A 13,432-nucleotide genomic window follows, 5' to 3' on the forward strand; every position below is an offset into this window, starting at 1 on the left:
CCCATGCAAAATTCCAATTTCTGGATCGGTAACGGCTTGCTGGCTGTGGCGATGATCATGTTGTTGTTCATGGATTCGCTGTCGCAGATGCTGGGGCTTGGCGCTGTATTTTTGTGGATGATCGCAGCCGCCGCTGGTGTGTATTTCATCATGAAAAGCTGATTGCCGCAGGCATGGCGACTACCCACCAAAGGTAGCCGCCATACTGCTGTCAGCGCGGGGCTGACAGTTTTCTTTCCAACTCTGCCATCCCGCTAGGCAGATCAATATCCGCACCCGCTGCCCGCATACTAGAACCCAGTGAGTGCAGGGTGCGGAACAGGTTGTGGGCACGGCTTTGTTCCCCCATCTGCCCGATACGCAGGATATTGAGGCCAAATGCCCCGGAAATTTCCACCTTGTGTACCTTGGACATGTGGGCACGGACGGCATCAGCAGATACATGATCAGGCACAACAATCCCCACCACGGAATTCAAGCGGTGCGGTTTTTCCACCAGCAAGCCCAGCCCCATGGTTTCAATCCCGGCTTGCAAGGCTTCGGAGCAGCGCTGATGGCGTTCAAAACGCTGCGGCAGGGTTTCCTCGCACACCAGACGCAAGGCTTCATGCAAGGCGAGGATACCGGAAACCGGTGCTGTGTAATGGTAGGATTTCTGGTTCCAGAACTTGTCTGCCAGTTGCGCGTCCAGACACCAGTGGAACGGCAGCTCTTCCCGACGGGCGATTTTCTTTGCCCAGGCTTCTTCGGAAAAAGCCAACAAGGAAACGCCAGGAATGGATGACAAGCCTTTTTGCCCGCCCGTAATGATGGCATCCACCTGCCAGTTATCCATTTCCAGCGGCATGGTGCTGAGGGTACAAACCGCATCCACGATCACCATACAGCCGTAACGCTTGGCAGTACGGGCAATCTGGTCAAGGCTGGTGTTACACACGGTATTGGAGGTTTCGCCCTGCACCAGCGTCACCACATCGTATTGCCCACGCTGAAGCTCGCGCTCCACCATTTCCACCGACATGCGTTCGTTGCGAGGTGCTTCCAGAATGGTTGGCTCTGCCCTGACTCGCCGCGCCATTTCCGCCAGACGCTGGCTGAAATAACCGTTGGTAATGCACAGCACCCGCGAACCAGGCGTGACCAGATTGGCAATCGCCATTTCCATTGCCGCCGACCCCGGCCCACTGACGCCCATCACATGGCTGGAAGAAGTCTGGAACACATAGCGGCTCATGTCTTTGACCTGTTCAATCACCCGGTTCATGGTTTCGCCGAGATGGTTGATAACGATCGAGTTGGCAGCCGCGACTTTTTGCGGAATGGGCACTGGCCCCGCGCCCATCATCAGTAACGGTTCATCCGGCAGGATGTGTTCAAGCGGCACGATACTGGGTGCAGGAAATGCTTCGATCATGGATACGTTGTCCTTCAAGTTCTAAGTCTGTCAAAAGGGCGCATACGTTAGCGCCAAGCGCCCCGCAAGGGAAGCCTTATAGCTGTACACCGATGGTCACACCGGTACGCGGAAACCAGGGGGAATTGAACCCATCGTAGCTGTTACGCTGGTTGTTGCGCTGTACCTGACGCGACTGGCAAATGCGGAAACCATCTTCCCAACCCAGCTTGTATTGGGGGTTGTTGGCATTTTGCAAATTCTTGGCGTACTGGAATGTCGTGTTGCCACCTGCCGACAAGCCACTCTGGCAACCATCACGGTAGCCATTGACGAACATCGGCGGTTGACTGGATACCCCCGCTATTTCCCTTTCCAGCACTGCCCCCGGTGGGGTACTGGCACAGGCTGACAGCAACATGACCGAAAGACAGGACAATAGGTACTTGCTTGCCATGACGTATATCCTTGTGCATACGCACGCTGTTAATTTCTTAAAGGAATATTACAGGGAAATACCTTAACACATGCCAAGGAATTCCCGATGTAACTGTTTTGTGCATTTCATTGCCCCACAGGTTCATTGTTTGCGGGCAGCTTCCAACAAGGCATCCTGCCGTTCGTAGGCTTCTACCTCCAAGGGTGCGGTGTCATAACCCAGCACTTCCAGCTCGGTCAGGTAGCGGCGCATGAAGGTTTCGCGCCCCATGCGGTCATGCTGGGCAATATGCACCAGTTCGTGGGCGATCACGCCAGGATCTTCGTGCAGGTAAGGTTTCAAGAGAATGGCATAACCCATCGTGCGGGCATCTTCCTTGCCCATGCCACTGGCTTCAGCCTCAGCTCGTAATTCGACGTTATCCGGCAAGGGAAATGTTTCCAAGACCACAATCCGCACTTTGTCGGGCTGCCGGATATGCAGGGCACGGGCAATATGCAATTCCAGCCGACTGAGCGGGCGACCTTGTGCTACCAGCCCGGTTTCGGCTTTGGCGTACCAGTCCAAGAGCAGGGGGAGGAAATGTTCAATTTCCTGTGTCACTTCAGATGCAGGTGATGCCAATACCTGTTGCTGGGCAGCACTCAACTCGGCAGCATCAGCCTGGCCTCCCAACAGCAGGCAATACACCCCTATGGACAGAATAACGGCTCGCATGAATTCCACACTCATTGCCCTAAAAATGGCTTTCATAACCTGAAAGTGCCAGCACGCAGGAATGGTTTCAGATTAGCGGTACCCCTGTTTTATCGAAAGAAGATGCCTCATGAAGATTTTTAAACCACGCTACCTACGCTATGCTTGATAACAACCCCATAACCCCCATCAAAAGGACTTGAGCCATGCCCAACGGCTACACCGCCCGTATCAGACAGGCGCTGCTGGTATTGACTGTAATCCCGGCACTGTTTACCAGCCATACCTTTGCTGCTCCCACTGCCACGCTCGATATTGCGCAGATTGCCGCCACCATCAAGGCTGCCCGTCCCAAGGTCAGTGACCCGCAAGGCTGGGCGAATGACATTCTGGAAGCACTCCGTGCCAACAACCTGCCCCGTACCCCGGAAAATATTTGTTCGGTAGTTGCTGTCACCGATCAGGAATCCGCATTCGCTGCCAACCCCGCTGTCCCCAATCTGGGCAAGCTGTCACAAAAAGCCGTGATTAGCCGCCTCAACCAGTACCCGTTACTGGGCGGCAAAGCTGAAACCCTGATGTACCAGCTTCCCAACCCGCGCCAAAACTTCATGACACGCATCCGTCAGGCCAAAACCGAGCGCGACCTCGACTGGGCATACCGTGATCTGATCGCCAGCATCGCCCAGGCATACAAGATCAGTTTCCTCATGAACAGCGACATGGCACGGGATTTTATTGAAAGTCGCAACGAAATCAGCACACTGGGAGCCATGCAGGTGGATGTAGGGTTTGCCGTGCAGCAGGAAACTGCCCGCCGTGGACGCGCCTTGTCGCTGCAAGAGATTTACCAGTTACGTGATGCGCTTTATACCCGCAAAGTCGGCTTGTATTACGGGGTCGCCCGTCTGCTGGGCTATGAAACCGGCTACGGTCAGAAACAGTACCGCTTTGCCGACTATAACGCTGGGCGTTACGCCAGCCGCAATGCAGCTTTCCAGACTGTCGTAGCCAGCTTGGCGAAACAGCCACTGGCAACTGACGGGGATTTGCTGATTTATGACCGAAACGGGGCAGCCACAGCCACCATCAGCAACACCGAACAAATGGTAAGGCTGGTAGCCGACAAATACGGCCTGATCTTGCCCGAATCACGCATCCGTAGCGATTTGTTGCAGGAAAAAACTTACGCTTTCAACCAGACATCCACCTACCATACCGTGATGGAAGCCTACCGACTGGTGAAAAAATCTGCCCCACCCTATGCAGTCGTGCCACGCATTGGCCTGCGCAGCAGCAAGACCTCGCGTTTGCTCACCACCGAACGCTACGCCAACATGGTCAGCAAGCGTTACCAGCGTTGCATGGCACAACCTGCCCGTACCACGACCACCACCACAAGCGTGCAACAGCCACAGCAGATCAAGCCCCCGCCAGCACCAGTGGCAACTGATCCACGTCCAGCCCCTTCATTTCTGCAAGACTGGGTAAATCGTCAAGCGATTTGAGGTTGAAATAATCAAGGAACTGACGGGTTGTACCGAGCATTTCCGGCCTGCCGGGCAGTTCCTTGTGCCCGATCACCCGCACCCAGTCGCGTTCCAGCAAGGTTTTGATAATGCTGGCATTGACCGCTACCCCCCGAATTTCCTCAATCTCGGCGCGGGTGATCGGTTGTCGCCAAGCAATCAGCGCCAGCGTTTCCAGAAAAGCCCGTGAATACTTTGACGGCTTTTCCTCATGGTGGCGTTGTACCCAGCTTTGGAACGCTACACGGGTTTGCAGACGGAAACCGCTGGCTGTTTCCACCAGTTCAAAACTCTGCCCGTCACAACTGCCCTGTAACTCCTGCAAGGCGGAACGGATGGCGGAACGGGCAATATGCTCTTCCGGGGCGAAATACCCTTCCAGTTGCTCCAGCGACAGGGGCTTGTCAGCCGTCAGCAGGATAGCCTGCAAAATGGTTGCCAGTTTCATATTCCAGCCCCCTCCAACACAGCCCCTACCGGTCGCACATACAACGGTGCATACGCTCCCTCACTTTGCGTCACATCAATCAGGTGCGCCTTGAGCAATTCCAACACTGCCATCAATGTCACCACCACCCCACGCCTGCCCTCTTCCAGACGGAACAGGCTTTCAAACGGCACAAAGGCTTTGCCCTGCAACAAGGCCAGCACATGGGTCATGCGTTCACGGATGGAGAGGTGTTCACGGCGGATTTGGTGGTGGCTGAACATGTCTGCCCGTTTGAGCACATCCTGAAACGCCAGCAACAGCTCTTGCAGGGAAACCTGTGGTTGTGGACGGGGTAGTCTGGGGAAATCGGCGGCAGTTTGTGCTAGCCAGTGGTCGCGTTCCAGACGCGGCAAGGTATCCAACTCACCAGCAGCCTGCTTGCACTGCTCGTATTCTTGCAACTGGCGCATCAATTGGGCACGTGGATCTTCTTCCTCATCTACCATGGCCTGGCGTGGCAACAACAGACGCGACTTGATTTCTGCCAACATCGCTGCCATCAACAGGTACTCGGCGGCAAGATCAAGGTTGAATTCTTTCATCAACTCGACGTAGGCAACGTATTGCTCGGTGATGTGCGCAATCGGGATGTCACAGATGTCGAAATTCTGCCGCCGGATCAGGTACAGCAGCAAATCCAGCGGCCCCTCAAAGGCTTCCAGAAATACTTCCAGCGCATCAGGCGGGATGTACAAATCCTCCGGCATGGCGACGATTTTCTCGCCGCGCACCACCGCAAACGGCATTTCGGTCTGTACCCCCATCCCCCCTTGCGGAGGAAGAACTGGGGATGGGGTGAAACCCGTCTCCATCATTAATAATGGGTAAACCGTGCCGCTGACATCACTTCTGCCATGGTTGCAGCCGCCACCTTGCGGGCAGCTTCCGCCCCTTCCCTCAAGATGTCTCGTACCCGCGTGCGATCGGCTTCAAACTCGGCAGCTCGTTGCTGGATAGGAGCCAGTTCAGCTTGTACAGCAGCAATCACTGGCTGCTTGCAATCAATGCAACCGATACCAGCACTGCGACAACCTTCCTGTACCCACTGTTTGGTTTTGTCATCGGAATAGACCTCGTGGAACTGCCAGACAGGGCAACGTGCCGGATCACCGGGATCCGTGCGGCGCACCCGATTGGTGTCGGTTGGCATAGTGCGGATTTTCTTTTCCACATTTGCTGGTGTTTCCCGCAACGACAGCGTGTTGTTGTAGGATTTGGACATCTTCTGCCCATCCAGCCCCGGCATTCTGGAGGCTTTGGTCAGAGCTGCCTGTGGTTCAGGCAGAATGATCTTGCCGGAACCTTCCAGATAACCCAACAAGCGTTCACGATCGTCTGCACTGACATTATGCTGCGCTTCCAGCAACGCATGACCTGCCGCCAGGGCTTCTGCATCGCCTTTTTCCTGATATTGGCGACGCAAGTCACGGTAGCGTTTCGCATCTTTCTTGCCCATTTTACTGATGGCCTGTTCCGCCTTCTCCTCAAAGCCTGTCTCGCGCCCGTATAAGTGGTTAAAACGGCGGGCAACTTCGCGGGTTAACTCAATATGTGCCACTTGGTCTTCGCCAACAGGGACTAAATCCGCCTTGTAAATCAGAATATCTGCCGATTGCAACAAGGGGTAGCCAAGAAAACCGTAAGTTGCCAGATCGCGTTCTTTCAGTTTTTCCTGCTGATCCTTGTAGGTCGGCACACGTTCCAGCCAGCCCAGCGGGGTAATCATCGACAGTAACAGATGCAGCTCAGCATGTTGTGGCACGTGTGACTGGGTAAATACGGTAGCAAGTTTGGGGTCAATTCCTGCTGCCAGCCAATCAATTGCCATGTCTTCCACATGCAGGGAAATGTTATCGGGCGTTTCATAATGGGTGGTGAGGGCGTGCCAATCTGCCACGAAAAAGAAACACTCGTAGTTGTGCTGCATTTCCACCCAGTTTTTCAGAACACCATGATAATGCCCCAGATGCAGCAAACCGGTCGGACGCATCCCGGACAGGACACGCTGTTTATGCGAAGGCGTATTACTCACGTGGCTACCTTTCTATAAATCAAACAATAATATCTATCAACAGGCTGTAAAGGACATCAATAACAGGCCACATGACCCGATCAAGTACCCCCAGCAGCATCAGGCCAATCAGGATCGGGAAACCATACGGCTCAATCCTGTCCAGCAAATCAGCCACCGAACGTGGAACCAGACCTGCCAATACCCGTCCCCCATCCAACGGCGGGATCGGCAACAGGTTCAGTACCAGTAGTACCAGATTGAAAACCAGCCCGATCCTTGCCATGGTGATGAAACCGTCACCGATATTTTCATCGGGAATGGCATAGGCAAATACCGCCAGCATCAGCACCCAGAAAACCGCCATGAGGAAATTGGCCAACGGCCCGGCAATCGCCACGATAGCCATGTCCCGGCGTGGCTGACGCAGGTTGCGGGTATTGACCGGAATCGGCTTTGCCCAACCAAACGCGAACGGTTGCCCAATTGTCAGCATGGAAAACACCAGCATCCCCAGCGGCAAGGCAACCGTACCCACCGGGTCAATATGCCGCAACGGGTTGACCGTCAGCCGTCCCAACATTTTCGCAGTACTGTCACCCAGCTTGTGCGCAACCCAGCCATGCGCTACCTCATGCAAGGTAATCGCAAACAGCACAGGAATTGCCCCCGCCGCAATCAGGCGGATCAGATAACCAATGTCGATTTCATCCATGTCTTAATGCTCCACCAACCAATCGATGCTGCCCTTGCCCTCCCTGCGGACTACCGGACGGTCTTCCAGCAAATCCACCACCGTGGTTGGTTCATACCCGCAGAAACCGCCGTCGATGATCAGGTCGACCTGATGTTCCAGCGACAGGCGGATCTGGTAAGGGTCAACCATTGGCAACTCATCACCGGGCAAAATCAGGGTACTGGACATCAACGGCTCGTTCAGTTCCTGTAAAAGTGCCTGAGTGACAATATGATCCGGCAAACGGATACCGATTGTCTTGCGCTTGGGGTTTTGCAAACGGCGCGGCACTTCACGGGTCGCTGACAGAATGAAGGTATACGGCCCTGGTGTCAGCGACTTGATCAAGCGGTAATTGATGTTGTCGATGATGGCGTAAGTGGAAATTTCCGACAAATCACGGCAAACCAAAGTGAAATTGTGCTTGTTGTCAAGACGGCGGATACGCTGGATACGTTCCATCGCAGCTTTGTCCCCCAGATGGCAGCCAATGGCGTAACTGGAATCCGTGGGGAATACCACAACGCCACCCTCACGGATGATCTGTACCGCCTGACGCACCAAACGTACCTGGGGGTTTTCGGGGTGAATTTGAAAATACTGACTCATTGTCCAATTATCGTTTAGAATGCTTAACTTTAACCGATTATACCAACTAGCATGAAGTTTCTGTTCGACTTTTTCCCGGTTGTGCTTTTCTTTCTGGTGTACAAGTTCTTCGGCGACCTGCCGCCTGCCTGGATCGGGATAGCCAATCAGTTTCCTTTCATGTCACTTAACCAGAACGAACCCAAAGATGCCATCCTGTTGGCGACATTGGTCATCATTCTGGCGACCATCCTGCAAAACGTGCTGTACTTTGCCATGCATCGCCGCTTCGAGCGTATGCACCTGATCACCTTGGGCATCCTGCTGGCATTCGGCACACTGACCCTGTTCCTGAAAGACCCGCTATTCATCAAATGGAAAGTGAGCATCATCAACTGGGCATTTGCCATTGCCTTCATTGCCAGCCAATACATTGGTACGCGCAAAACACTGGTGGAGCGCATGATGTCGCAAGCCATCCAAACCACACCTGACGTATGGAAGCGGGTCAACCTGATGTGGGCGGTGTTCTTTGTCGCCGTTGGCATCCTGAACCTGATCGTTGCCTACGGCTTCAGTGAGGATGCCTGGGTTGACTTCAAACTATTTGGGGTATTGGGACTGACATTTGTCTTTGTCATTGCCCAAGCCATCTACCTGCAAAAGCACGCCACAGAAAGTGGTCAATAGTTACTAAATTGTAAGGATCATCATTCATGTTATATGTCATTATCGGCGAAGATGTGGACGGCAGCCTGGAACAGCGGCTGGCAGCACGCCCCGCGCATCTGGAACGCCTGTTTGCACTACGCGATGCAGGCCGCCTGTTCGTGGCAGGCCCCAACCCGGCGATTGACAACAACGATCCTGGTGCGGCTGGTTTCACAGGCAGCATCATCATTGCAGAATTTGATTCACTGGACGCAGCACAAGCCTGGGCAGATGCTGACCCCTACAAGGCAGCAGACGTATACCGGCAAGTGACCGTCAAACCCTTTAAGAAAGTACTACCTTAAAAACACGAGGAAAACCAACAAAATGAAAGCTAACAAAATCATCGCAACAGGACTCGTTGGGCTAAGCCTGCTGGCAGGTTCCCTGTACGCCGAAGACGCTAAAGTGGTGGCAACTGTCAACGGCACCAACATTGACAAGGCAACACTGGATAGCGTGAAAGAAATGGTACGTCGCTCCACCCAAGGCGACCAAGTTGACAGCAAAGGCATTCTGGATGACCTGATCATCACCGAACTGGCACGTCAGGAAGCCAACAAATCCGGTCTTGCCGAACGGGAAGATGTCAAAAACAAGGTCAAGGATTTCACCGACAAACTGGTGCTGAATGCCTGGACTCAAGAAAAAGCAGCGTCATTCAAACCGTCTGATGATGAACTGAAAAAGCTCTATGAAGAACGTACCAGCACTGACAAACAGGAATACAAGGCTCGCCACATCCTGATGAAAACCAAGGAAGAAGCTCAAGGCATCATCAAGGATCTGGAAAACAAGGTGGATTTCGCGGATCTGGCCAAAAAATCTTCTGACGGCCCATCTGCTGCTATGGGTGGCGACTTGGGCTGGTTCAAGCTCAGCACCATGGTGAAACCGTTTGGCGATGCCGTTGCCAAAATGGAACCCGGCACTATCACCAAGGAACCCGTTCAAACTGAATTCGGCTGGCACGTCATCAAACTGGAAGAACGCCGCGACGTAAAACCACCTGAATTCGATGCCCTCAAACCGCAACTGGAACGCGAATACCAGCAGAAGAAAATGCTGGCGTATATGGAAGAACTGCGCTCCAAAGCTGATGTGAAAGTCATGCTGCCAGAAGAAAAACCGGAAGAAAAGAAGGCAGAGGAGCCAAAAGCAGACACCAAACCTGCTGAAGCCAAGCCAGAAGAGAAGAAGTAAAACCCTCACCACCCCAGCCCCTCTCCTTCTTCAAAGCGAGAGGGGCTTTAAGGCTTCTCGACATCATCTGCAACAAGCATTATCTTTCCAGCAAAGCCCACCACAATCAAACACAGCAAGGGAGCATCCATGAAGCCTGAATGGAAAAATTTTCTGATTGATTTCGGCGCAGAATTTGAGGGTGATTCACTCGTTTCTTTCGGCAACCCCGAACGGGAACGTCGTATCCCCCCACAAGGTGCCATCCTCTGTGATCTGTCACATTTCGGCCTGATCAGTGTCAGTGGCGCAGATGCCGAAGCCTTTTTGCAAGGCCAGTTGACCAATGACATCAAACAGGTGACAGACAGCCTTTCCCAGCTCAGTGCCTATTGCACGCCGAAAGGCCGCGCACTGGCAACCTTCTTTGTCACCAAACGCCAGGGCGTGTATTACCTGAGCGTGGCGCGGGATCTGCTGGAACCGATCCTCAAACGCCTGCGCATGTATGTGCTGCGCTCAAAAGTCGTGCTGGAAGATGCCAGTGCCAGTCTGGTGCATTTTGGCTATGCCGCGCCCGATGGCGACCAGCAATTGCTGGAAATCCTTGGCAAAGCCCCTGCCCACGCCTACGACACCGTACAGGTCGGCAACCTGACCATCATGCGCCAGCCTGCACCTATCCCGCGCTTCAAGATTCTGGGCGAACTGGATGAAGCCATGAAGCTGTGGCAACGCCTCAACGTCAATACCGCCTGCGTAGGCCGCAGTAGCTGGGAATATTTCAACGTGATGTCGGGCGTACCGATGGTGACACTTGCCAGCAGCGAAGCCTGGGTTCCGCAAATGATGAACATGCACCTGATCAACGGCGTCAGTTTCACCAAAGGCTGTTTCCCTGGTCAGGAAATCGTTGCCCGCCTCAAATACCTGGGCAAGAGCAAACGGCAGATGTACCGCATCGGTATCCCGCATTGCGTAAAAACACCGGCGGTGGGAACCAACATCACCAGCAGCACTGACCCGGAAGCCGGAACTATCCTCAACGCCACCCTCAACCCGGATGGTTATGTGGAAGCCTTAGCCGTGATGAAAATTGCGGAAGCGGCAAACCCGCTGCATCTGGGGGAATATGCGGTGAAAGTGCTGGAGTTGCCTTACGAGCTGGAAGCAGAATAATCCCCCCATCCCCGACCCTTCCCCCGCAAGGGGTGAAGGGAGCAAGAGGGAAGGAGGGTTTGTTTTAGCCGTTACGGACTACGGGCGTCCAGCTCCGCAGCCGTAAAGCCCGACATCCGCGCTGCCATGATCGCATTGGTGAAGGTGGCACTCGGGCGCATCACCGCTTTGGTCTTGGCAGAATCAGCGAAGAAATAGCCACCGATATCAACAGGATGCCCTTGGGCGTTCTTCATCTCGGCGAGGATGGTTTCTTCATTGTCTGTCAGGATTTGCGCCAGCTTGCCGAAATGTTCCGCCATTTCCGGCTCTTCGGTTTGTTTGGCGAGTGCTTGCGCCCAATACATCGCCAGATAGAAATGATTGCCGCGCGTATCCAGCTCACCCGTTCTCGGTTTCGGTGACTTGTCATTCAACAATACATTACCGATGGCTTCATCCAGTGTTTCAGACAGCACTTTGGCTTTATTGCTGCCATATTGTCTCGCCACCTGTTCAAAGGAAACCGTCAATGCCAGAAACTCACCCAGCGAATCCCAGCTCAGGTGGTTCTCTTCCAGCAATTGCTTGACCAGCACTGGCGCAGTACCACCTGCACCCGTTTCATACAAGCCGCCGCCCTTCATTAACGGTACAACCGACAGCATTTTGGCACTCGTGCCCACTTCCATGATTGGGAACAGGTCGGTCAGGTAGTCGCGCAGAATATTGCCGGTCACAGAAATGGTGCTCTTGCCACGGATAATACGCTCCAGGGTGAAACGCATCCCGCGCAGTGGCGACATAATGCAAATATCAACATCCGTCAGGTCGTAATCCTTCAAGTAGGTTTTGACCTTTTTGATCAGCTCGGCTTCGTGCGGACGGTACTCATCCAGCCAGAACACCGCAGGCAATTGCGATTCACGCGCCCGTCTGACAGCCAGCCCCACCCAGTCACGTATCGGCAGGTCTTTAGTCTGGCACATGCGCCAGATGTCGCCAGCTTCCACGTTTTGTTCAATCAGGACATTGCCCTGATCATCAACAATACGCGCCACGCCGTCTTCGGGAATTTCAAAGGTCTTGTCATGCGAACCGTATTCTTCGGCTTTTTGTGCCATCAGCCCGACATTCGGCACTGTACCGAGTGTGCGCGGGTCGAAGGAACCGTGGGTTTTACAGAAATTGATAATTTCCTGGTAAATACGCGCAAAGGTACTCTCCGGCATCACCGCCTTGGTATCTTTCAAACGACCATCCGGGCCGTACATTTTGCCACCATTGCGGATCATCGCTGGCATGGAAGCATCGACAATCACATGGTTCGGGGAATGCAGGTTGGAAATGCCTTTGGCGGAATCCACCATCGCCAGTTCTGGGCGGTGTTCGTAGCAGGCATGAATATCGCGCTCAATTTCTTCGCGCAACGAGGTTGGCAACATGGCAATCTTTTCATACACACTGCTCATGCCGTTGTTCGGATTGACACCGATCTCTTTGAACAAGTCACCGTGCTTGTCGAATAGCTCTTTATAGAAAATCTTGACGCAGTGACCAAACACAATCGGGTGCGACACTTTCATCATGGTAGCTTTGACGTGCAGCGAGAACATCACGCCGGTTTTCTGTGCATCATCGATCTGCTTCTCGTAGAACTCGCACAGCGCCTTTTTGCTCATGAACATGCTGTCAATGATTTCACCTTCCAGCAGGGAAACCTTGGGCTTGAGCACGATGGTGTTACCGCTTTTCGTCACCAGATCCATGCGAACATCGCAGGCGCGATCCAAGGTCAGGCATTTTTCACTGCTATAGAAGTCGCCGCCATGCATGTGTGAAACGTGGGTGCGCGACGCTTGGCTCCACTCCTTCATTTCGTGCGGGTAGGTTTGGGCGTAACGCTTGACCGCAGCAGGTACGCGACGGTCGGAGTTACCTTCACGCAGTACAGGGTTGACTGCACTGCCCAGCACTTTGGAATAACGGCGCAGAAGAGCTTTTTCTTCTTCAGTTTGCGGGTCTTCGGGGTAATCCGGCAGTGGGTAGCCTGCGGCTTGCAGTTCCCTGACTGTTGCTATCAGTTGCGGTACAGAGGCACTGATATTGGGCAGCTTGATGATATTGCTATCCGGCTCCTGCGTCAGTTGAGCCAGCACCCCCAGATCGTCAGAAATCTGTTGCTCTGCTGTCAGGTAGTCAGAGAACTCTGCCAAGGTACGGGCAGGCAGGGACAAATCGTTTTTGATGATCTTGATGCCAGCACCTGAAGCAAAGGTGCGGATGATGGGTAGCAAGGAACAAGTTGCCAGCAGTGGCGCCTCATCCGTCAGCGTATAAATGACCTTTGGTGTTTCATTATTCATATGCGCTCCTTCCTAGCGGCGGTATTGTAAGACAATTTTACATATAACACCCAACAATCGCTACAAAATCCGCGTAAAAAACACAAATTGTCGACATTTTAAGGTGATGATGGGTGTGACCGGAAGTGATGCT

General features: G+C 53.6%; 15 protein-coding genes. 6 read left to right on the forward strand and 9 right to left on the reverse strand.

The window, feature by feature from the left end; all coding sequences use genetic code 11:
- Nucleotides 1-3 precede the first annotated feature (3 nt).
- Nucleotides 4-162 carry a hypothetical protein gene (locus B2U47_RS05050; protein WP_296681529.1) on the forward strand — a complete coding sequence of 53 codons (159 nt, stop codon included), beginning with the start codon at nucleotides 4-6 and terminating at the stop codon, nucleotides 160-162.
- 49 nt (nucleotides 163-211) lie between these two features.
- Here B2U47_RS05050 and B2U47_RS05055 read toward each other — a convergent pair whose 3' ends face one another.
- From B2U47_RS05055 to B2U47_RS05065, 3 genes are all read right to left on the reverse strand, one after another.
- Complete coding sequence (locus B2U47_RS05055; protein ID WP_296681530.1) at nucleotides 212-1,414, reverse strand: pyridoxal-phosphate-dependent aminotransferase family protein; 1,203 nt, start codon at nucleotides 1,412-1,414, stop codon at nucleotides 212-214.
- Nucleotides 1,415-1,490: 76 nt separating this feature from the next.
- Nucleotides 1,491-1,850, reverse strand: a complete 360-nt coding sequence (locus B2U47_RS05060; protein ID WP_296681532.1) for a hypothetical protein — start codon at nucleotides 1,848-1,850, stop codon at nucleotides 1,491-1,493.
- A 123-nt stretch (nucleotides 1,851-1,973) separates the two neighbouring features.
- On the reverse strand, nucleotides 1,974-2,585 hold the full coding sequence (locus B2U47_RS05065) for a hypothetical protein (RefSeq protein WP_296681534.1): 612 nt from the start codon (nucleotides 2,583-2,585) through the stop codon (nucleotides 1,974-1,976).
- A gap of 149 nt (nucleotides 2,586-2,734) precedes the next feature.
- Between B2U47_RS05065 and B2U47_RS05070 the strand changes: the two genes are divergently transcribed.
- A complete protein-coding gene (locus B2U47_RS05070; RefSeq protein WP_296681535.1) occupies nucleotides 2,735-4,036 on the forward strand; it encodes a DUF1615 family protein in 1,302 nt (433 codons plus the stop codon).
- On the opposite strand, the gene scpB is transcribed toward B2U47_RS05070, so the two are convergent.
- Genes scpB through B2U47_RS05095 form a run of 5 tightly spaced genes read right to left on the reverse strand, consistent with a single transcriptional unit; the run spans nucleotide 3,951 to nucleotide 7,903 of the window.
- A complete protein-coding gene (scpB, locus tag B2U47_RS05075) occupies nucleotides 3,951-4,505 on the reverse strand; it encodes an SMC-Scp complex subunit ScpB (protein WP_296681537.1) in 555 nt (184 codons plus the stop codon). The genes B2U47_RS05070 and scpB overlap by 86 nt on opposite strands.
- The gene (locus tag B2U47_RS05080; protein WP_296681539.1) at nucleotides 4,502-5,311 is read right to left on the reverse strand and encodes a segregation and condensation protein A; all 810 of its coding nucleotides are present in this window, start codon (nucleotides 5,309-5,311) and stop codon (nucleotides 4,502-4,504) included. The genes scpB and B2U47_RS05080 overlap by 4 nt, the downstream gene beginning before the upstream one ends.
- A 50-nt stretch (nucleotides 5,312-5,361) precedes the next feature.
- On the reverse strand, nucleotides 5,362-6,579 hold the full coding sequence (locus B2U47_RS05085; protein ID WP_296683952.1) for a tryptophan--tRNA ligase: 1,218 nt from the start codon (nucleotides 6,577-6,579) through the stop codon (nucleotides 5,362-5,364).
- Between the two features lie 19 nt (nucleotides 6,580-6,598).
- Nucleotides 6,599-7,273, reverse strand: coding sequence for a site-2 protease family protein (locus B2U47_RS05090; protein ID WP_296681542.1), 675 nt, complete (start codon nucleotides 7,271-7,273; stop codon nucleotides 6,599-6,601).
- 3 nt (nucleotides 7,274-7,276) lie between these two features.
- Entirely contained in the window at nucleotides 7,277-7,903 is a 627-nt protein-coding gene (locus B2U47_RS05095) for an L-threonylcarbamoyladenylate synthase (RefSeq protein WP_296681544.1), read from the reverse strand.
- Nucleotides 7,904-7,954: 51 nt separating this feature from the next.
- Between B2U47_RS05095 and B2U47_RS05100 the strand changes: the two genes are divergently transcribed.
- The 4 genes from B2U47_RS05100 (at nucleotide 7,955) to B2U47_RS05115 (ending at nucleotide 10,954) form a co-directional block, all read left to right on the forward strand.
- Nucleotides 7,955-8,572, forward strand: coding sequence for a septation protein A (locus B2U47_RS05100; protein ID WP_296681545.1), 618 nt, complete (start codon nucleotides 7,955-7,957; stop codon nucleotides 8,570-8,572).
- A 26-nt stretch (nucleotides 8,573-8,598) separates the two neighbouring features.
- A complete protein-coding gene (locus B2U47_RS05105) occupies nucleotides 8,599-8,898 on the forward strand; it encodes a YciI family protein (protein ID WP_296681547.1) in 300 nt (99 codons plus the stop codon).
- 22 nt (nucleotides 8,899-8,920) lie between these two features.
- The gene (locus tag B2U47_RS05110) at nucleotides 8,921-9,796 is read left to right on the forward strand and encodes a peptidylprolyl isomerase (RefSeq protein ID WP_296681548.1); all 876 of its coding nucleotides are present in this window, start codon (nucleotides 8,921-8,923) and stop codon (nucleotides 9,794-9,796) included.
- Nucleotides 9,797-9,925: 129 nt separating this feature from the next.
- Complete coding sequence (locus tag B2U47_RS05115; protein WP_296681564.1) at nucleotides 9,926-10,954, forward strand: YgfZ/GcvT domain-containing protein; 1,029 nt, start codon at nucleotides 9,926-9,928, stop codon at nucleotides 10,952-10,954.
- A 71-nt stretch (nucleotides 10,955-11,025) separates the two neighbouring features.
- On the opposite strand, the gene B2U47_RS05120 is transcribed toward B2U47_RS05115, so the two are convergent.
- Entirely contained in the window at nucleotides 11,026-13,299 is a 2,274-nt protein-coding gene (locus B2U47_RS05120) for an NADP-dependent isocitrate dehydrogenase (protein WP_296681566.1), read from the reverse strand.
- Nucleotides 13,300-13,432 lie beyond the last annotated feature (133 nt).

Source organism: Thiothrix sp. UBA5583, from assembly GCA_002425225.1.
GTDB lineage: Bacteria > Pseudomonadota > Gammaproteobacteria > Thiotrichales > Thiotrichaceae > Thiothrix > Thiothrix moscowensis.

Coding starts and splice junctions, on each gene's coding strand:
- B2U47_RS05050 (WP_296681529.1), top strand. CDS start 4: ATGCAAAATTCCAATTTCTGGATCGGTAACGGCTTGCTGGCTGTGGCG.
- B2U47_RS05055 (WP_296681530.1), bottom strand. CDS start 1,414: ATGATCGAAGCATTTCCTGCACCCAGTATCGTGCCGCTTGAACACATC.
- B2U47_RS05060 (WP_296681532.1), bottom strand. CDS start 1,850: ATGGCAAGCAAGTACCTATTGTCCTGTCTTTCGGTCATGTTGCTGTCA.
- B2U47_RS05065 (WP_296681534.1), bottom strand. CDS start 2,585: ATGAAAGCCATTTTTAGGGCAATGAGTGTGGAATTCATGCGAGCCGTT.
- B2U47_RS05070 (WP_296681535.1), top strand. CDS start 2,735: ATGCCCAACGGCTACACCGCCCGTATCAGACAGGCGCTGCTGGTATTG.
- scpB (WP_296681537.1), bottom strand. CDS start 4,505: ATGAAACTGGCAACCATTTTGCAGGCTATCCTGCTGACGGCTGACAAG.
- B2U47_RS05080 (WP_296681539.1), bottom strand. CDS start 5,311: ATGGGGGTACAGACCGAAATGCCGTTTGCGGTGGTGCGCGGCGAGAAA.
- B2U47_RS05090 (WP_296681542.1), bottom strand. CDS start 7,273: ATGGATGAAATCGACATTGGTTATCTGATCCGCCTGATTGCGGCGGGG.
- B2U47_RS05095 (WP_296681544.1), bottom strand. CDS start 7,903: ATGAGTCAGTATTTTCAAATTCACCCCGAAAACCCCCAGGTACGTTTG.
- B2U47_RS05100 (WP_296681545.1), top strand. CDS start 7,955: ATGAAGTTTCTGTTCGACTTTTTCCCGGTTGTGCTTTTCTTTCTGGTG.
- B2U47_RS05105 (WP_296681547.1), top strand. CDS start 8,599: ATGTTATATGTCATTATCGGCGAAGATGTGGACGGCAGCCTGGAACAG.
- B2U47_RS05110 (WP_296681548.1), top strand. CDS start 8,921: ATGAAAGCTAACAAAATCATCGCAACAGGACTCGTTGGGCTAAGCCTG.
- B2U47_RS05115 (WP_296681564.1), top strand. CDS start 9,926: ATGAAGCCTGAATGGAAAAATTTTCTGATTGATTTCGGCGCAGAATTT.
- B2U47_RS05120 (WP_296681566.1), bottom strand. CDS start 13,299: ATGAATAATGAAACACCAAAGGTCATTTATACGCTGACGGATGAGGCG.